The organism is Pseudoalteromonas sp. 11L1, from assembly GCF_055397545.1.
In genome coordinates this window covers 95,792-114,887 of the sequence record NZ_AP041141.1, presented here as the reverse complement: position 1 = coordinate 114,887, position 19,096 = coordinate 95,792, and the positions used below count along the sequence as shown (strand labels likewise).

Below are 19,096 nucleotides of genomic sequence, written 5' to 3'. Positions count from 1 at the left end.
AATTTTACTGTTTTTATCGCACAACATGAAAATAGCTGATAGAAAATGCTAAAATTAGCTTTTAATCATACTTACTTATAAAAACTAAGCATTTAGCAAAGAGAAACACTGATATATGACAGATTCTTCTTTGAACCCGTGGGTTCGAGTACTTTCCAGTTCAATAACTCGTTTTGGTGAGTTTAAAACTGCAGCTATTTGCTATGCATTATTACTGACGGTATCGATGGTTTTATCGAGTATGTTTTACTATGTTGCTATTGGAGAAGTGAACTTAGTTGATATATTAGCTATAGTATTTTTTACCTCAGTTGTTTCTCCTTTGGTGATTAGCGTACTGCTAAACTCTATTCGGCAACTTGATGCCTCTTATGCCTATTTAGATAGTGCCACAAAACAAGAAAAGCTTTTAAATCAAACTCTCAAAGACAATATTAATCGTTTAAACATTGAAATTGACGAACGTAAAATGGCCTTCCATGCCAAGCATAGGGCAATAGAAGAGCTCAGACGTGAAATTGCAGAACGCAAAAAAACGCAACAAGAGCTCGCACAACAAGGTATGTTACTGCGCTCTATTGTAGACTCCTCACCAGATTTATTTTATTACCGTGATAACAATGGGGTGTTTGCCGGTTGTAATAAAATGTTTGAAGAGGTGATGGGCAAAACCAGTGGCGAATTAATTGGCAAAGCCGCAGAAGAGATATTTCCAAGCCACTTTTTATCTGAAGTATTAAGAACCGATGAGCAGGTTGAACGTACTCATCAAGGTTTAACTATCGATGTAGAATATTCTGTAAATGGTGAAATAAGATGGTTTGAACTGAGAAAGCTTCCCTTCATAAATGAGCAGGGCGATTACATTGGTTTACTAGCCTTTGGCCGTGACATTACCAGCCGTAAAGAAGCCGCGCAGGCACTGGAAACTGCTTATAAGGATAAAGGGAAATTTATTGCCACCTTGAGCCATGAATTACGCACTCCGCTCAATGGTATCGTTGGCTTAACTCGGATGCTATTGGATACTGAACTTAATAAACAGCAGCGTAGTTGGTGTAATACGGTGTTTTCAAGTGCAGAGACATTAGGTAATATATTTAACGATATTATAGATTTAGATAAGATAGATCGTGAGCAATTAGATATTGCTGCCAACGAAATTAATGTTTCTGACTTTATTAATGACGTGGTTAACTTTGCAGGCCTCATTGCGGAGCAAAAAGAGCTTTCTTTTGAAGTAAAACGCTCTGGAACACTCGATATATATGCTCTACTTGACCCCACTCGTTTACGCCAAGTGGTATGGAACTTAATTAATAATGCGGTTAAATTTACCCAGCACGGTAGTGTCACCTTAGATTGCGGTAGAGAAAACCGTGAAGATGGCCCATGGCTTATTATAAAAATACTCGATACCGGAGAAGGGATTCCACAAGAACAACTTACACGCATTTTTGATATGTACTACAAAGCACCTGATCTTAAAGGGACCAATGCGATTGGTTCAGGTATTGGCTTAGCCGTAACAAAAGCGTTAGTAAGTGCTATGAAAGGCATTATAACTGTTAATAGTACCCCAGGAGAGGGCAGCTGTTTTACTGTACAAATTCCGCTGAATTTATGTAGTGCACCTACCGAGCATAGTTATGTGGGACGTAGCTTATATATTTTATTAGTGGAAGATGTACCACTTAATGCTGAAATCGCAACTAACCTATTAGAACAGCGTGGGCATGAAGTGTTGTGGGCTGAAACGGGTGAAGATGCTTTATCGTTTGTAGAGACCGAAGATGATCTTGATTTAGTATTGCTTGATATGCAGCTTCCAGATATTAATGGTGATGAAGTAGCAAGGCAAATACGCGCACAAAGCCATTTTGATCAGCTACCTATTGTGGCACTTACCGCCAATGTTCGCAGTGCTGAAGAAGAGCTTGAGGGAATTTCTATTCAAGGAGCGTTAGCTAAACCAATAAACACCAGTAAGTTAGATAATATGCTCGCTGAACTCTTTGGTATTAAACAAGCGCAAACCGAGGCTCCTCAACGAGTAGTTAATCAAGAGTTGTTAAATCAAATAAATACTGACTTGTTAGATGTTGAAACCATTGAAGACTTTGTAAATTCGATGGGCGTTGAAGTATTTAAACGCAGTAGTCAGTTGTTTAAAAAGCTAAATCCGCAATACCAACATGAGCTATTAGAATCATTAAAAACAGCAGACAGAGAAGAATATAAATCCGTTGCGCATAAGTTAAAAGGTGCCGCTGGTTCGGTAGGTCTGAATGATGTGCAGTTGCATGCAAAGCAAATGGAGCATGGTGCGCTGGAACAAAGTGATGAAGTATTAACAGTTTGGCTTGATGAATTAGCAGACAAAATAAATGAAGGACAACAGGCCCTTCATTTATTTTTACAACAATTAGAATAAAAAACTAATTAGCTGTCGATTTTACCAATGAAGCGGTAACCTTCACCATGAATGGTGCTGATCAACTCAGACGTTGAATTGTCGCTTTCAAAGTGCTTACGAATACGTCGAATAGTAACATCAACTGTACGGTCGTTAGCGCGAAGTTCACGGCCAGTCATGTGTTTAATTAGTTGCTCACGGCTAAATATACGACCTGGTGAGTCAAGCATTAAACGCAGTGCTCTGTATTCCCCTTTCGGTAGACGTTTTGCATCTCCATTTGGAGAAGTAAGGCAACGACTGTTTTCGTCAAGTTCCCAACCGTTAAAGGTGATCACGCCATTGGTTTCAATAGCTGATTCTTCACCACCTAGTGCGGTACGCGTAATTAAGTTACGTGCACGAATAGTTAATTCACGTGGGTTGAAAGGCTTAGTAATATAGTCATCAGCACCAATTTCAAGACCTAAAATACGGTCTACATCGTTGTCACGGCCTGTTAAGAAAATAAGACCAACTTTGCGTTTTTGGCGTAATTCGCGAGCTAAAATAAGCCCGTTTTTACCTGGCAGGTTGATGTCCATAACTACAAGATTGACGTCATCGTTATTTGTAAGCTTATCATGCATATCATCGCCATCAATGGCTTCAATAACTTTGTAACCTTCAGCTTCAAATAAACTAACGAGGTTTAGTCTAGTTACGTCTTCATCCTCTACGATCAGAATGACTGGCGTTTGCATCTTTAATTAACCTTTTTGGAGTGTGTTTTATTTATAAAATCGGCATGATTATCAGAGCCGACTACTAGAATTATAGGATTATATCTAAATGTTAACAAGTAAAAACAAATTAGATATAAACAGCTGCGTGCCCAAACCTACTATGACGTATTATTAAAAACCGCGGCTTAATTGATACTTAACGTTGAATGTATAATTTGAATTGTAGAGTCGAAGCCATTTCCCTTTAATAATTGATACATCCATCAACCACCTAAAGATACTTAAAATAATCAGACTAATTCAAAACGGAATTATATCACTTTCCAACTTTTCATCAATGTATGTGATATGTAAAACACAATTAAGTTCCTTAATTGTGTGAAATACAGCATTAATGATACAACTGTTTAGTTGGTTATGTCTTAGTATGGTCATAAAGTTGTAATTCAAGTGGGTAAAAGCGTTCTTTCGCTTTTAGAGTGTAATAATAAATCGGGCGCCTTGCTGATACTCGGTATCTAACACAATTTCTCCGGCTAATGCTTGAGTCACTAAATTGTAAACCAAATGCATTCCTAAACCACTCGCCCCTTGGCCGCGCTTTGACGTTACAAATGGGTCAAATATTTTTGCTCGTATACTATTTTCAACACCTAGCCCGTTGTCGGTGTAGGTAATTTGTGTTTTTGTTTTCGTTACCACAATATCAATCTGTACTTCATTGTCATCGCCAGCTTCAAAGCCGTGCAGCAGGGAATTTAAAATAAGCTGATGGAATACTTGCTGTAGTGGTCCTTTTTTACTTTCAACGGTTAAATCTGCTGGACAATTTATAAGAACTTTTGGGTTTTTAAGTTTTAGCTCTTGCCCCATAGACAGTAGCGTGTCGTTAATTAAGTGTTGTAAATTAACAGTGCTGGTTATTTCATCATCTTTGAGCACCGCAACTTTTTTAAAGTTAGAAATAAGTTCTGCAACGCGGTTTAAGCTGCTATAGATTAGGTCTAAGTTTTCAATACCATCATTAGTAAATTGCTCAAATTGACTCGCGGTTAATGATTTATTATGAAAATTAACCTGTAGCTCTGCGAGTTTATCTCGCAATAAAGTGGAGCCTGTAATACCAAGTCCTATCGGTGTATTTACCTCATGAGCAACCCCTGCCACCATTTGCCCTAATGAAGCCATTTTTTTGTTTTCGACAATTTGAGTTTGGTATTGGTGCATCTTTTCTAGAGTAGATAACAGCTCTTTATTGGCCTCTCTGAGCGCAATAGTGCGTTGACTCACTTTCTCTTCAAGGTTTGAGTTTAGCTGCTTAATTTCTTGTTTATCTTCTTCATGGCGCTCTATTTGCCTTTGTGTGCGTGCAAGCATTACATTTAAGCTATTAGAAAGCCGAGTTATTTCAGTGAGGTTCGTTAAAGGCGCACGCGCATAGTAATTATGTTTTTTAGCTATGTTTTGCAACAACAAGCTTAAGTTTTCAATCGGGCTGGCAATCCTTTTTTGTAGCCTTAAAATAATCAAAGAAATAAAAATAAGTATTAAAGCCATAATAACGATATCAATTATAATCTTTTTAGTTATTAGCTGATTTAAGTTATCTAAGCTGCCTCTAATATAGACATAGCCAAGCAGCTGTTCATTATTGAGTATTGGGGTAATGTACTCAATGTACTCATCGCTAACTTGTGGTTCAGCAAAGTCATCAATGTTGTCCGTTTTAATAGGGACAGGTGGTGATTTTCGGGCATTAAAGCTGGTAAAAAACACTGGTTTATTGGTTTGCTCATCTAAGGCATATATATGTAAATTTGTAACGGATGATACTTGTTGAAGCAGCTTCAAACGTCTTTCTTCTGCAGGCCTATTTTTATTTAGTAATGAGGGCATCGCGTCAAATGCAATGATCTCAGATACCAACACAAGTTTACTAATGAGCTGTTTTTTTTGCTCTTGTGCGCTTAAGTAGGTAGAAATTGAAAGCGATAATAACAAACAGATAGCTGTTATAAGCATGATAGTTTTAAACAATATGCTACGAATGCTATTTTGCTTTACAGTTTTGGGCATTGCGAGAAGGTCATCCGTGTCAATTGTGAATCTAATAGGTAATAGTTTAGCAAAAACAGAAAAAAGTGAAGTAAAAAGATTAGCTTAATTACACTTTTTATTTTTAGCTAATCTACTTATAAAACATAAATATTTGGCTAAAATAGCCCATATTTATGTTTTGACAGGATATTAATAACTTTTTTAGCTACTGTATACGGCAAATTTATTGTTTTTAAATACTGTGTGGTAGCTGTCAAATTGGGTTTCTAAAATAGGTGGGTATTTTAAAAAGCTATTAGCTACTATAGTCAGTTTGCCTGCCTTAGTTAAATGTTGCTTGGCATGGGTTAAAAAAGATTCCGCAACGCTGTAGTCAGTTGCAATCCCAGTATGGAAGGGCGGGTTGCTAATAATTAAATCAAACTTGCCAGTAATATTATTTAAACCATCACTGAGTATGGCTTCACCGTTTACATTATTTAACTTAAGCGTTTGTGTTGTTGCATAGGCTGCAAGTGCACTTACGTCACTACAGGTAAATGTCAGAGCTGGAGTTTTTAGACCTAAAAAAGTAGCAATAAGCCCTGCGCCACAACCAAAATCAAGGACTTTTCCGTGTTTTAAGTTAGGAGCATTTTCTAGTAGCATTTTCGTTCCAGCATCTAGCGCACCATGATTAAACACGCCCGGAATACTGACCGCTGTAAACTCAATATCCCTTACACTTACAGTAAACTCTTTATGGTAAGTACTAATATCAAACGTGCTATTGAGAGTTAGTTCTGAAAATGAATATAAAACACAATGTTTTGCTGAGTCTATTTTATTACTAAATTCAGCCTTACCGGCGAGTTGCTTTTCAATTGACTTAACACCGCTCTTGTTTTCGCCAACAACGAGTAGCTCTGCATCTTTGCTTATCACAGCACGTATGTTGTCTAACGCCATTAATAGCTCAGGTTTAGATTTAGGGTAATAAAGTATTACCAAATCATAATCGCCCGAATTAATTGTGTGGCTGATGGTTACGTCAATACCCGATATGTTTTTTGCAAATTCACCATTAGCGTGGTTATAACTAAAAGCGGTTATTTTACTTTGTGGATTGAGCGTTTTTAGCTCATTTAAAAAGCCATCTTGAACAAAGTTGACCACCAATATTGATTTACCTTTTAACTCTTCACTGTTACGAAGTAATAGTAGGCTCGGATTGGTTAATACGCTCATAAATGGCTTTACCTTACTTGATTATTTAATTAACGGTTACTTAGTACGTTCGAACATTAAATCCCATACGCCATGACCTAAACGCTGACCACGCTGTTCAAATTTAGTCAAAGGACGTAAATCAGGACGAGGTACATAGTCGTTAGTCTCAGATTGGTTTTTGTAACCTGGAGCTGCTTGCATTACTTCTAACATATGTTCTGCATAGTTTTCCCAATCGGTTGCCATGTGAAATACGCCACCGATTTTTAATTTAGAGCGGAGTTTTTCAGCAAACTCAGTTTGTACTATGCGACGCTTGTGGTGACGCTTTTTGTGCCATGGATCAGGAAAAAATAACTGTAAGGTTGATAAGCTTTCATCGCTTATACAATCAGCAAGAACTTCTACTGCATCGTGTTCAAATACGCGCAGATTAGTAACGCCAGCTTCGTCAGCATCCATTAAACATGCGCCAACGCCTGGGCGATGAACTTCTATGCCGATAAAGTTAAGGTGTGGTGCATTTTTTGCCATTTCAACTAATGACTTACCCATACCAAAACCAATTTCTAGCACTACATCATTGTCATTGCCAAAAACTTCGCTTAAATCAAGTAGGCCGTTTTTATGTTCAAGCCCCATTGTTGGCCAGCATTTTTCGATTGCAGCAGCTTGGCCTTTGGTTAATCGGCCTTCGCGTTTTACAAAACTACGAATAGTGCGGATATACTTACCTTCTTGCTTAGCTTGCTCAAGGTTGTTGTTACTTGATTCACTCATATTATTGGCCTGACAAAACAATGTGTTTAAAAATGGTTGCGTATTATCCCTGACCAGCGCTAGGTTGACAAGCATTAGGGCGTTATAGCTTGATCTTTTCAGTCACTACAATAGACTGAGCCGCCATTGAGCATTAGTAAAAAAGTAAATATGTTGGATTTAAAAAAACAGCAGTCAGATTGGTTTTCCAACCAAGTAGTTGACTGGTATCACCTTCATGGGCGCAAAACGTTACCATGGCAATTAGCTAAAACGCCATATAAAGTGTGGGTATCTGAGGTGATGTTACAGCAAACTCAGGTTGTCACTGTTATTCCTTATTTTGAAAAGTTTATGCAAAGCTTTCCCGATATTATTGCTTTAGCAAATGCTGATGAAGATCAGGTTTTGCATCATTGGACAGGTTTAGGTTATTACGCTCGTGCACGCAATTTACATAAAACCGCTAAAATAGTTCGAGATAAATACCAAGGTCAGTTTCCTAGCATGCTTGAAGAAGTAATGGATTTACCCGGAATAGGGCGCTCTACTGCTGGTGCTGTTTTATCATTATCTTTGGGGCAGCATCACCCTATTCTTGATGGTAATGTTAAAAGAGTGCTTGCTCGGTTTTTCATGGTTGAAGGTTGGTATGGAGTCAAAAAGGTAGAAAATCAGCTTTGGCATTTAAGTGAACAACTTACTCCTAAAAATAATGTTACAGAGTTTAATCAAGCTATGATGGATTTAGGTGCAAGCTTATGTTCGCGCAGCCGCTTTGATTGTGAGGCGTGCCCATTAAATAGTCGTTGTGGTGCGTTTAACGCAGGTAAGGTTAAGGAGTTTCCTCACTCTAAACCTAAAAAAGAAGTGCCTAAAAAAAGCTGCCACCAGTTAATTATTAAACATAACGACAAAGTGCTTATGGAAAAACGCCCAAACAGTGGTATCTGGGGCGGATTGTTTGGATTTTTTGAATTTAATGAGTACAGCGAGCTCGAAACTTTTTTAGCGCAACAAGGGCTTAAAAGTGACCTTAATGAAGTAACGCCTTTTACTCATGTATTTTCACATTTTGAGCTGAGGATTAACCCGCATGTACTTAATATTGAGAAAGCCCCGGATGTTGTTAATGACAAGCAGCTGGTGTGGTATCCACTCGATCAATCAATAGAAGTAGGGTTAGCGGCACCGACTAAAAAGTTGGTTAAACAAATTACGGCAATAGTATAGAATAGCGTTATATTTAGCATTAAGGGGAAGAATCATGGCACGTACAGTATTTTGTCAAAAGTTACAAAAAGAGGCCGAAGGCCTTGGTTTTCAGTTATACCCTGGTGAACTTGGTGAGAAAATTTTTAATAATATTTCTAAAGAAGCCTGGGGGCAATGGCAGCATAAACAAACTATGCTGATCAACGAAAAGCATTTAAACATGATGGATCCAGAGCATCGTACTTTTTTAGAAGAGCAAATGGTTGGCTTTTTGTTTGAAGGTAAAGAAGTTGAGATTGAAGGTTATAAGCCAGTAGAAAAATAAATTAACTGTGCTTAGGATAATTAATAAAAAAGGGCTATGAGCCCTTTTTTATATTGTGTATACCGATGAATATTTTAGTTAAATCAAGTCATCTTGCTGATCGTTGTTTCTAATTTGTTCTTTTAAAAACTGTGCTGCTCTTGAATATTCAATTTCAAGCTCATCTCTCATCTTAATTAATTCATCAGCTTTTATTTCATCACTTTTACACTTATCTTCAAATGACTGCGCTAAATCAGCAACAATGTTAGCTCCTACTGTCTTCGATATAGATTTTAATTGGTGGCAAGCGGATAAAATTTCAGCTTTGTTACTTTGCAGCACCGCGAAGTTAATCGCTTTAATTTGTTCTTGGCTCTGCTCTAAATACATTTTAAAAAAGCGGATTATTTTAGCATCATCGCCATTTATATAATTATTCGCTGACTCCATATCAATAGGCATGATTGGTTTTTCGGTCGAATTCACCTGTTGTGGTTGTTTGCTATATAAGTCATTCCATTGCTTTAATGTGTCCTCAAGTGCATTTAACTCAATAGGTTTAGTAATAAAGTCGTTAATACCTACAGCTAAACATCGCTCTCTCTCTCCTTTTAGAGCATTAGCAGTAACAGCAATAATATAAGGTTGTGCGTCAATCGATTCGAGCAATGACGCTTCTTCTCTAATTTTTTCAACCATATCGTAGCCAGACATTTTTGGCATATGTAAATCGGTTAAAATGAGCGAGTAGCTATTTTTACGCCACATATCTAGGCCTTCTTCACCGTTATTAGCCACCTCTACACTGTACCCTAGTATATGTAATTGTTCGGTGAGTACCTCTTGATTTAATAGGTTATCTTCTACCAATAATACTAGCCTATTTGCAGCGAGTGCCTCTTCTGAACTTAGGTAGTGATTCATCGTTCTGGCTTTTTTAACTTGCTTAGGTTTATGCAAACCTGCAGCCACCAAAATTGAAAGCATGAAGTTAGATTTACATAATGGAGAAGCATTAATATAAAAAATACTTTTATGATTAATTACTGCTTCATCTAATTTACTTAATACCACCATTTGCTGGTTATTATCTTCTAGTGAGTAAAGTAAACTTCTTAGTAAGGTACTAATACTATTCATGTCTTCAATGCCATCAACAACCCAAATAATATCCTTGGCATCTTGGTGAGCTTCTACATCTTGTTGTTCATGAGCATAGGTTATTTTAGCCCCCATAAATGACAAGTAACGATAAATTACTTTACCGCGCTCTGCGTCGCTGCTGACAATAATGACATGTTTACCATTAAGTGTATTTTTATGGGCAAATTCAGTTTTACCTGCAGTTGAAAAAGGCAGTTCAACGGTAAATTCACTTCCAATCCCTTCATGGCTTGTTACATGTATAGTACCAAGCATTAGCTCGGTTAAGCTTTTACAAATTGAAAGACCAAGCCCTGTTCCACCGAACTCTCGCGTAATTGAGCTTTCTGCTTGAGTGAACGGGTTGAAAATTTTTCTTAACTGAGATTGGCTCATTCCTTTACCGTTATCACTTACACAAAAACGCAATGTAAAGTGATCGGCGGTGTTATTTGCTACCTCTACTGATATTCTTACTTTCCCCTTCGTTGTACCATTGGTGCTAGTAAATTTAATGGCATTACTACATAAGTTATATAGCACTTGGCGAACCCTGCCTGAGTCGCCCATAAGGTTATTAGGAATATCGGGTGCAATTGATAAATCGAGTTCTAAATGACGGTTTTTAGCAACCGACGATAATACCTTGGCTACTTCTTCTAGTGTATCTGCAATAGAAAACGGAACAGGATCTATGTTGAGCTTTCCAGCTTCAATTTTAGAAAAATCTAAAATATCATCTAAAATACTCAGTAGCGAAAATGCGGATTCACGAATAATAGTACTAAGGCGTTGCTGAGCACCATCAAGCTCTGTTTGGCGAAGTAAATCAATGGTGCCAATAACACCATTCATTGGTGTTCTTATTTCATGACTCATGGTGGCTAAAAAGGTTGTTTTAGTTTCACTCGCCTTTAACGCTTTTTGAGTTTGTTTTTCTAATTCAAATGTTCTGCTTTGTACTTCTGTTTCCAGACTGGTTTGTAGCCTTTTTAATTCTTTTTGTGCAGCTTGGTCGTCAGCTAGAACCATACTTACTTTTTTCAGCAATAAATTAATTTGTTGAGCAACGGTTTCTAACCCTCCATCAAGTTGCTCATCAAGCGTGCTTTGATAATTATCATTTTGTGTAATAGCCTTGAGTTCTTGAGTGAGAGAATCGGTATTTTTATGTAGTCGTTTTTTAATGTACTTATTAAACGCTATAGCGAATGCAAACAATGCGATCAGAGCAACAATAGCGGCAAGATATGCACTCATTGATAAATTTTGTGTCGATGATGAAATTAAAGGTTGTTTCTGCTCAATGATAAGCTCAGCAATTACTTGTCCCTCTGATGAGATTAAATGATGCAGAGTATTTTGCTCTTTAATGTATTTGCTAACAGCTAAAGGTGCAATCACCATACTATTATTGCTATAAACTAACTCGGCTTTATTATTTGCATTAAAACGATGCAGAGTATATTTAAAGTCATTATTGAGTAAGCTTGCAATATCAAGAAGTAATTTGGCTTTGTTTTGCCCGTATGTTGTTAGTGCTTCAACAATGGGCTGCTCAAGGCGTTCAGCAAGTTTTGTGAGTGCAATAGTAGAGGATTGGGGAAGTTCATTGTTCTCAGCATTGCTTTGTGAGTAAAGCGAATAGGCGACTATAAATAATGTGGAAATTATAAGGTTACTAACTAAAAATATAGGTAGTAGGCCCTTTATTGCTGAAGAGAACTTACTCTGCATGAGTTTTCCTATCGTGGTTTTATTAAAACGGTAAGCCTGTACCGAAAGCTATTGACTAATCGTAACACCTAAAAAAAATAATTCACTACGTTTTTTAAACTCTTTTGTTGAATAAATGCACGGTATGAACGAGATTTGTTGTTAGTTGTTTGAAAACCGTTCAAACAGTTGCAAAGGATAAAAAAAAAGTTGACTTGTAAGGGTAAAACTCGTTTAATACGCCGCACGCCCAGATAGCTCAGTCAGTAAAGCTATGTGGGAGTCGAATTATTAATCCGTTGTGATTACTAATAAGCACTGTTAAGTGCCTCGATAGCTCAGTTGGTAGAGCAGAGGATTGAAAATCCTCGTGTCCCTGGTTCGATTCCGGGTCGAGGCACCATTTATTAAAGTAATGGTGTTTAGATATTTATTTAAACATTTTTACGCGTGCCTTAGCACACAGTTTTGTGTGCCGACTTAGCTCAGCTGGTAGAGCAACTGACTTGTAATCAGTAGGTCAACCGTTCGACTCGGTTAGTCGGCACCATTTTATAAAAGTGAAATGCTTAGAGCAGTTCACTAGCACTGTTTAAGTGCCTCGATAGCTCAGTTGGTAGAGCAGAGGATTGAAAATCCTCGTGTCCCTGGTTCGATTCCGGGTCGAGGCACCATTTACAAAAAAGTTATCAATCTTTAAAATTGATAAAGTGCCTTAGCACACAGTTTTGTGTGCCGACTTAGCTCAGCTGGTAGAGCAACTGACTTGTAATCAGTAGGTCAACCGTTCGACTCGGTTAGTCGGCACCATTTATTTTAGTTAAGTGTTTTGATAACATTTAATTAGCACTGTTTAAGTGCCTCGATAGCTCAGTTGGTAGAGCAGAGGATTGAAAATCCTCGTGTCCCTGGTTCGATTCCGGGTCGAGGCACCATTTATATAAAGCCTTGCTCATGCAAGGCTTTTTGTTTTAGTGTGCCGACTTAGCTCAGCTGGTAGAGCAACTGACTTGTAATCAGTAGGTCAACCGTTCGACTCGGTTAGTCGGCACCATTTACAATGTAACTAGAAAAAGAAACTGTAATCAGTAGTCTGTTCAAGTTACCCGTCGACTCGGTTAGTCGGCACCATTTACAATGTAGCTAGAAAAATAAACTGTAATCAGTAGTCTGTTCAAGTTACCCGTCGACTCGGTTAGTCGGCACCATTTACAATGTAACTAGAAAAAGAAACTGTAATCAGTAGTCTGTTCAAGTTACCCGTCGACTCGGTTAGTCGCAAGAATGTATACAAAGCCTCGCATATGCGAGGCTTTTTTGTTTTTGTCCTAAGTTCGGCGCAGCATTAAACCGCGTTCCATATGCAAATATATTTATATTTTTATTCCGCTTTAGCTGGTGTAATGCCAATAGCAAACTCTGCCGTATTTTCTATATCAACTTTTTAAGAGTTAAAATTAATTCTCTGATTAAAAGTTAGCTTGCTCATTTGTTTTTGATAGTTGTATTAACACTTAGCGCATTGAGTGAACTTACAATTTCACCGCAAGCTATGTAATGTTATGTAAAGTCAATTGAGCAAAGTTTGCTAAAGTGATTGAATAACATTCATAAATAGCACTAATCAGGTTTAAACATGATGTGGCAATATAAGCCATCTTTATTAGCAATAAGCATTATAATGCTAAGCGGTTGTGCGAGTAACTTAAACCCATCGCAGCGCCAACAAGCTCCAAATAATTTACCACAGCAGTGGCAGCAACAAGCAGCAAGTTCGGTATTAAAAGTGGATGATGAATGGTTAACTCAACTGCACACGCCATTACTTAATAAATACGTAAAACAAGCGCTTAAAAACAACCAACAACTATTACAAACCAGCTATGATGTCGCTATTACTAAGCAGCAACTAATAGCAACCGGATCAGCTCTATGGCCTAGTTTAGATTTATCTTCGCGTACTAGCCGCAGTAAAGGTAACCGGCCTGTTAGCTATAATAATGCCAGCTCTGTCAGCTTAAACTTAAATTACGAAGTTGACTTATGGGGTAAGCTGTCAGATTCAAAACGAGAAGCTAACCTTTCATATTTAGCTCAAAAAGCGCGTTTTGAACAAGCTAAACAGCAACTGGTTTCAGATGTTGTACAAGGCTGGTTTGATGTTGTGTCTGCGCAGCAGCTACTTGATTTATATAAGCGCCGTGAAGAAAATGCTAAGCAAAACCTCGATATAATTGAGTCGGGTTATCGCCAAGGTATTAACGAAGCGCTTGATGTTTATTTAGCCCGCAATGAGCTTAATAACGAACGCTCACGCATTGCCACTCAAATAGCGAGTTTATCAAGTGCAGCACGAGTGCTTGAGCGCTTACTAGGTGAGTACCCAAAAGGAGCTATTGCAGCAAGCACTGACTTACCGGTTGTTGATACCGAAATTCCAGTTGGTATTCCTTCAGAGCTCATTACCCGAAAGCCCGCATTACTTGCCAGTTGGTATGAGTTATTAGCTACCGATGCGTCATTGGCTTACGCACATAAGCAACGCTTTCCGAGTTTAAACTTAACTGCTAGCTTAAGTGATAGCACAGACAGGGTGAGTGATTTGTTTTCTCCTTCAAGCCTTGCATGGTCTTTGCTAGGAAGTATTTCGGCACCTATTTTTGAGGGAGGGCGTTTACAAGCCAATGAAGAAATAGCGCGTCTGAATACTCAAAAGCAAGAGCAACAATACTTGCAAACTCTGTACGATGCATTTGCTGATGTAGAAAATGCAATATCGCAGCAGCAGTCTTTAAAAGCGCAGTACACTAGCACCCTCGAAGCACAAAAAAATGCACTTGCGGCCGAGCAATTATCGTTTGAGCAATATCAAAGTGGCTTGGTCACTTACACCACAGTATTGGATGCACAAGGGCGCTCGTTCGATGCGCAAAGTTCATTAATACAAATTAAAAACCAATTAATCGCAAATAGAATTAACCTACATGTTGCCCTCGGTGGTGATTTTGAAAACCCGTCAAGCGACTTAAAGAGCAATAACGATGAACACTAAAACAGCTAAAATTATTATTCCAGCCGCGGTTGTTGTTACCGCTCTTTTAATTGTATTTTTTATTAAGAGTAATCCGCCAGAGGCGAGACGCTTTAGTTCAGCACCAAAAGCAGCAATTAGTGTATCTGTACTTGAGCTTGTGCCTCAAAGTTACCAAGTAATGATAGACAGCTACGGTACAGTAAAGCCTCGTACACAAAGCTTACTTGTTGCTCAAGCATCAGGGCAAATCATCGACGTGAGTGATGAGTTTAGAGAAGGTGGTTTTTTTGAAAAAGGCGATGTGTTACTAAAGCTTGATGATAGAGATCATCAGGCAGAGGTTAAATCTGCAAAAGCTAACTTACTCACAGCAGAGCAAAGCTTACTGGAAGAAAAAGCCCGCGGGCAACAAGCACTGACTGATTGGAAGCGCCTTGGTGGTTCAAGCCAAGCCAGCAGCTTGGTATTACGTGAGCCACAATTAGCAGCGGCGCAGGCACAAGTGTTATCGGCTCAAGCTACACTTGAAAAAGCAGAGCTTGATTTAGAGCGTACAAAGGTTACTGCACCTTATGCTGGGCGCATACTGAGTCGCAGCGTCGATTTAGGCCAAGTAGTGAGTAACAATACCCAACTTGCCACGATTTACGCTATTGATAGCGTAGAAATTCGTTTACCAATAAAAAATAAAGACCTTTCGTTTGTAAACCTGCCAGAGCAATACCGTGATGGTGCTAAAAACCAAGCCGGTTCGTTAGTTAAATTTAGCTCTGATTTAGTTGGCGAACAAACATGGCAAGGCCAATTGGCACGCACCGAGGGCGCAATTGACGAAAACGCGCAGCAACTTTACGTGGTAGCAAAAATAGACGACCCATATAAATCAACCGAGAGTAACCAATACCCAATTAAAATAGGGCAATACATTAAGGCGCAAATAGCGGGTAAAACGGTACAAAATGCGTTGATCATTCCCAACAGTACAATTTATCAAGGCACCTATGTTTACGTAGTTGAGGGTGATGTACTAAAACGTAAAGACGTTACTTTTGCATGGCAAAACGCAAACCAAGCAATGATCAAGACAGGATTAAAAGCAAACGACAAGTTGGTTATCACGCCACTTGGTCAAGTGAGTTCGGGCACTAAAGTGAGTATTTTAGGTGAAGAGCCAAAGGAAAAAAACCCTAAAGGTATGCGCCCGTCGCGAGAGCAACTTGAGCAAAAAGCAAAAGAGCTTGGTATTAGTGTTGAAGAGTTAATAAAAAAACGTCGCGCAGCCAAGCAAGGAGATAAAGTATGATTGCTTGGTTTACTAAAAACCATGTTGCTGCCAATTTATTGTTAGTAACTTTGTTGTTGTCGGGACTATTTAGTTTATCGAGTAAAATACCACTTGAGGTGTTTCCGTCTTTCGAAACAGACATGATAAGCGTAGGTGTTAGCCTGCGTGGTGCAACCCCTGAAGATGTAGAGCAGGGTGTAACAATTCGTATAGAAGAGGCCGTGCAAGACTTAGAGGGCATTAAACAAATATTTAGCCGCTCGTCAGAGGGCTCCGGCTCTGTAACTATTGAGGTTGAAAGCGGTTACGATCCTCGTGAGTTATTAGCTGATATTAAAAGCCGAGTAGATGCGATTAATACGTTTCCTGGCGATGCAGAAAAACCGATTGTTGCGCTGGCTGAGCGCAAAAGAGAAGTAATAGCTGTTACCGTATCAAGCGATTATGGCGAAAAAGAAACGCGTGAATATGCCGAAAAAGTGCGAGATCAAATACTGCGTTTGCCTAACGTAACGCAGGTAGAGCTAAGTGGTGTACGAGACTACGAGTTAGCCATTGAAGTTGGCCAAGATACACTTCGCCAATATAGCCTAAGCCTTGCGCAAATATCGAGTGCTATTGCTAATTCAAGTTCTGATATTTCTGCCGGTAACTTAAAAACAGAAGGTGGCGATGTACTAATTAGCTCAAAAGGGCAGGCTTATCGTAAAGATGAATTTGCCAGCATAGTAGTAAAAAACCAAGCCGACGGAACGATTATCCGCTTAGGTGATATTGCTACAATTAAAGACGATTTTGAAGAAACGCCAGTACGCACCCGTTTTAATGGTAAGCAAGCGGCGTTTATAGACGTTTACCGAATTGGCCCGCAAAGCGCGATAACCGTGGCAGACGATGTTAAAAACTACATTGAAGAACAGCAAGCCACGCTACCACAAGGTTTTAAACTAAGTTATTGGGACGACGATTCAGAGCTAGTTAAAAGCCGTATCGCCACCTTAACCAGTAATGCTTTACAGGGTGGTATTTTAGTACTGGCACTACTCACGCTATTTTTACGCCCAGCAATTGCATTTTGGGTGTTTATTGGTATTCCAGTATCGTTTATGGGCGCATTTATCGCGATGCCAATTTTTGGTGTAACGTTAAATATAATGAGCTTATTCGGCTTTATTTTAGTACTTGGTATTGTAGTTGATGACGCCATAGTAACCGGCGAGAACGTGTATACCCATTTAAAAACGGCAAAATCGGGTGAGCAGGCTGCTATATTGGGTACTCAAGAAGTGGCGACTCCGGTTACCTTTGGTGTACTGACGACTGTTGCTGCCTTTTTACCTTTAGCATTTATTGAAGGGGCGCGCGGCGCCTTATTTGCACAAATTCCGGTAGTCGTTATTCCAGTTTTATTGTTCTCGCTAATTGAATCTAAATTTGTGTTACCAGCACATTTAAAATACATAAAACTACGCCATCAAAAAGGTGAACCATCTAAGCTTGAAGCGATTCAACAACGCTTTGCAGATGGCTTTGAAAGTGCAATTTTAAAATATTACCAACCTATATTAAACACTGCGTTACGCCATAAACTAGCAACGGTTAGTTTATTTGTGGGGGTATTTTTTATTATTTTAACCATGATCACCAGTGGTTGGACTAAGTTTATCTTTTTCCCACGAATTCCTAGCGAAACTGTACGAGTCAATCTAACACTGCCAACAGGTACACCGTTTGAAGTAACCAATAAATACGTGATTGATATGTCCGAAAAAGCGCAGCAATTACAAGACAAATATCGCGATCCTAATACAGGCGAAAGCGTTATTTTAAATATATTAGCCACTACAGGCGGACGCGGTGGTGCGTCTAACTCCGGAGCGGTACGCTTTGAGATAACACCTGCTGAGCAGCGTGAATCAGACATAGGCTCACGCGAGCTTGCAAGTGAATGGCGCGATTTAATTGGTGTTATTCCTGGCGCTGAAAGCCTAACATTTAGAGCTGAAATTGGCCGAAGTTCAGACCCAATAGACGTTCAACTAAGTGGTACTTCACTAACAATATTGCAAGATGTAGCTGATAATATTAAAAATCGTTTAGCAACGTACCCAACGGTGTTTGATATTGCCGACAGTATGTCTGACGGTAAAGAAGAGTTGCGTATAGAGCTTACGCAACAAGGTTTGGCGCTTGGTTTAAATCGTGTAAATGTAGCAGGGCAAGTGCGAAATTCGTTTTTTGGCTCGCAGGTTCAGCGTATTCAACGCGGACGAGACGACGTGCGTGTAATGGTACGTTTACCTATTGATGAGCGCCGCTCTGTAGCTGATTTACAAAACATACTAATAAATACTCCCGATGGCGGTTCTGTACCATTGTCGCATGTGGCAACGCTTACGGCAGGGCAAAGCCCATCAACCATAAACCGTATTGATCGTTATCGCACACTAAACGTGACGGCTGATATTGAAAAAAACAACACCAACATGACGGTGCTTCAAGCCGACCTAGCACAATATTTAGACGAGTTAATGCAGCAATACCCAGGTGTTGATTACAAACTCGAAGGTGAAGCCAAAGAGCAAAGAGAGTCGTTTGGCTCACTGGCTTGGGCGTTAGTGTTTGTGTTTTTTATAATTTATGCGTTATTGGCCATTCCGTTTAAGTCATACATGCAACCAATTATTGTTATGAGTGTTATTCCATTTGGCATTATTGGCGCAGTAGTAGGGCACTGGATAATGGGTATGGATTTAACCATTATGAGCCTACTAGGTATGCTTGCGTTAATAGGGGTTGTAGTGAACGATTCGCTTGTATTAGTCGATTTCATTAATAAAAAACGCAGCGAAGGTGGCGATTTAATAGAGGCAGTTAAACTTGCTGGCGCATCGCGTTTTCGCCCGGTTATGCTCACCAGTTTAACCACTTTTATAGGTTTAATGCCGCTGCTGTTTGAAAAGGCGACTCAGGCGCAGTTTTTAATACCTATGGCAGTAAGCTTAGGATTTGGGATTATATTTGCGACTTTTATAACCTTATTACTTGTTCCCGTTAACTATATGCTGATGGAGCGCTTTCAAGGTTGGTTTAAGTAGTGTTAGGCATTAAAAAGACAAAGGGATAGGTGTTAGAAATAAGTTTAATATCGGGCTGTGGAAACGCAGTTCGATATATTTAAAGACGAAAGATAGGGAATATTTAGTTATAAAGAAATGCTTGAGAACCT

11 protein-coding genes and 6 tRNA genes are annotated in these 19,096 nt (G+C 39.0%); 12 read left to right on the top strand and 5 right to left on the bottom strand.

All coding sequences use genetic code 11. From position 1 onward, the window contains the following. Window positions 1-115: 115 nt before the first annotated feature. Window positions 116-2,434 (top strand): aerobic respiration two-component sensor histidine kinase ArcB, encoded by a 2,319-nt coding sequence (gene arcB / locus ACZ5WS_RS00535; RefSeq protein ID WP_464709938.1) that lies wholly within the window; start codon window positions 116-118, stop codon window positions 2,432-2,434. 8 nt (window positions 2,435-2,442) lie between these two features. On the opposite strand, the gene arcA is transcribed toward arcB, so the two are convergent. The 4 genes from arcA to trmB form a co-directional block, all read right to left on the bottom strand. Then, window positions 2,443-3,159, bottom strand: a complete 717-nt coding sequence (gene arcA / locus ACZ5WS_RS00530; protein ID WP_008110444.1) for a two-component system response regulator ArcA — start codon at window positions 3,157-3,159, stop codon at window positions 2,443-2,445. 456 nt (window positions 3,160-3,615) lie between these two features. Further along, window positions 3,616-5,217, bottom strand: a complete 1,602-nt coding sequence (locus tag ACZ5WS_RS00525; RefSeq protein WP_178955099.1) for an ATP-binding protein — start codon at window positions 5,215-5,217, stop codon at window positions 3,616-3,618. Window positions 5,218-5,400: 183 nt separating this feature from the next. Beyond that, the gene (locus tag ACZ5WS_RS00520; protein ID WP_464709933.1) at window positions 5,401-6,426 is read right to left on the bottom strand and encodes a methyltransferase; all 1,026 of its coding nucleotides are present in this window, start codon (window positions 6,424-6,426) and stop codon (window positions 5,401-5,403) included. Window positions 6,427-6,462: 36 nt separating this feature from the next. Continuing rightward, on the bottom strand, window positions 6,463-7,188 hold the full coding sequence (trmB, locus tag ACZ5WS_RS00515; RefSeq protein ID WP_010390835.1) for a tRNA (guanosine(46)-N7)-methyltransferase TrmB: 726 nt from the start codon (window positions 7,186-7,188) through the stop codon (window positions 6,463-6,465). Between the two features lie 150 nt (window positions 7,189-7,338). Here trmB and mutY point away from each other — a divergent pair, with 150 nt between their 5' ends. Together mutY and ACZ5WS_RS00505 are read left to right on the top strand one after the other, a co-directional pair. After that, window positions 7,339-8,400 carry an A/G-specific adenine glycosylase gene (gene mutY / locus ACZ5WS_RS00510; RefSeq protein ID WP_464709929.1) on the top strand — a complete coding sequence of 354 codons (1,062 nt, stop codon included), beginning with the start codon at window positions 7,339-7,341 and terminating at the stop codon, window positions 8,398-8,400. 34 nt (window positions 8,401-8,434) lie between these two features. Next, on the top strand, window positions 8,435-8,707 hold the full coding sequence (locus ACZ5WS_RS00505) for an oxidative damage protection protein (protein ID WP_008110439.1): 273 nt from the start codon (window positions 8,435-8,437) through the stop codon (window positions 8,705-8,707). A 78-nt stretch (window positions 8,708-8,785) separates the two neighbouring features. Here the strand turns inward: ACZ5WS_RS00505 and ACZ5WS_RS00500 are convergent, their stop codons facing one another. Continuing rightward, entirely contained in the window at window positions 8,786-11,569 is a 2,784-nt protein-coding gene (locus ACZ5WS_RS00500; RefSeq protein ID WP_464709924.1) for a hybrid sensor histidine kinase/response regulator, read from the bottom strand. A gap of 306 nt (window positions 11,570-11,875) precedes the next feature. On the opposite strand from ACZ5WS_RS00500, the gene ACZ5WS_RS00495 reads away from it, so the two are divergent. The 9 genes from ACZ5WS_RS00495 to ACZ5WS_RS00455 all read left to right on the top strand — a co-directional run bounded on the left by ACZ5WS_RS00495 (window position 11,876) and on the right by ACZ5WS_RS00455 (window position 18,965). Further along, window positions 11,876-11,951, top strand: a tRNA-Phe gene (locus ACZ5WS_RS00495). A 71-nt stretch (window positions 11,952-12,022) separates the two neighbouring features. After that, window positions 12,023-12,098, top strand: a tRNA-Thr gene (locus tag ACZ5WS_RS00490). 48 nt (window positions 12,099-12,146) lie between these two features. Then, a tRNA-Phe gene (locus ACZ5WS_RS00485) sits at window positions 12,147-12,222 on the top strand. Window positions 12,223-12,282: 60 nt separating this feature from the next. Next, window positions 12,283-12,358, top strand: a tRNA-Thr gene (locus tag ACZ5WS_RS00480). A 49-nt stretch (window positions 12,359-12,407) separates the two neighbouring features. Beyond that, a tRNA-Phe gene (locus tag ACZ5WS_RS00475) sits at window positions 12,408-12,483 on the top strand. 43 nt (window positions 12,484-12,526) lie between these two features. Then, window positions 12,527-12,602 (top strand) — tRNA-Thr (locus ACZ5WS_RS00470). Window positions 12,603-13,184: 582 nt separating this feature from the next. Continuing rightward, on the top strand, window positions 13,185-14,600 hold the full coding sequence (locus ACZ5WS_RS00465; protein WP_464709921.1) for a TolC family protein: 1,416 nt from the start codon (window positions 13,185-13,187) through the stop codon (window positions 14,598-14,600). Beyond that, complete coding sequence (locus ACZ5WS_RS00460; protein ID WP_464709918.1) at window positions 14,590-15,885, top strand: efflux RND transporter periplasmic adaptor subunit; 1,296 nt, start codon at window positions 14,590-14,592, stop codon at window positions 15,883-15,885. Before ACZ5WS_RS00465 ends, ACZ5WS_RS00460 begins: the two co-directional genes overlap by 11 nt. Then, on the top strand, window positions 15,882-18,965 hold the full coding sequence (locus tag ACZ5WS_RS00455) for an efflux RND transporter permease subunit (RefSeq protein WP_464709916.1): 3,084 nt from the start codon (window positions 15,882-15,884) through the stop codon (window positions 18,963-18,965). Before ACZ5WS_RS00460 ends, ACZ5WS_RS00455 begins: the two co-directional genes overlap by 4 nt. Window positions 18,966-19,096 lie beyond the last annotated feature (131 nt).

Excerpts from the sequence above, each read along its gene's own strand:
- arcB (WP_464709938.1), top strand. The coding sequence starts at position 116 with ATGACAGATTCTTCTTTGAACCCGTGGGTTCGAGTACTTTCCAGTTCA.
- arcA (WP_008110444.1), bottom strand. The coding sequence starts at position 3,159 with ATGCAAACGCCAGTCATTCTGATCGTAGAGGATGAAGACGTAACTAGA.
- ACZ5WS_RS00525 (WP_178955099.1), bottom strand. The coding sequence starts at position 5,217 with ATGCCCAAAACTGTAAAGCAAAATAGCATTCGTAGCATATTGTTTAAA.
- ACZ5WS_RS00520 (WP_464709933.1), bottom strand. The coding sequence starts at position 6,426 with ATGAGCGTATTAACCAATCCGAGCCTACTATTACTTCGTAACAGTGAA.
- trmB (WP_010390835.1), bottom strand. The coding sequence starts at position 7,188 with ATGAGTGAATCAAGTAACAACAACCTTGAGCAAGCTAAGCAAGAAGGT.
- mutY (WP_464709929.1), top strand. The coding sequence starts at position 7,339 with ATGTTGGATTTAAAAAAACAGCAGTCAGATTGGTTTTCCAACCAAGTA.
- ACZ5WS_RS00505 (WP_008110439.1), top strand. The coding sequence starts at position 8,435 with ATGGCACGTACAGTATTTTGTCAAAAGTTACAAAAAGAGGCCGAAGGC.
- ACZ5WS_RS00500 (WP_464709924.1), bottom strand. The coding sequence starts at position 11,569 with ATGCAGAGTAAGTTCTCTTCAGCAATAAAGGGCCTACTACCTATATTT.
- ACZ5WS_RS00465 (WP_464709921.1), top strand. The coding sequence starts at position 13,185 with ATGATGTGGCAATATAAGCCATCTTTATTAGCAATAAGCATTATAATG.
- ACZ5WS_RS00460 (WP_464709918.1), top strand. The coding sequence starts at position 14,590 with ATGAACACTAAAACAGCTAAAATTATTATTCCAGCCGCGGTTGTTGTT.
- ACZ5WS_RS00455 (WP_464709916.1), top strand. The coding sequence starts at position 15,882 with ATGATTGCTTGGTTTACTAAAAACCATGTTGCTGCCAATTTATTGTTA.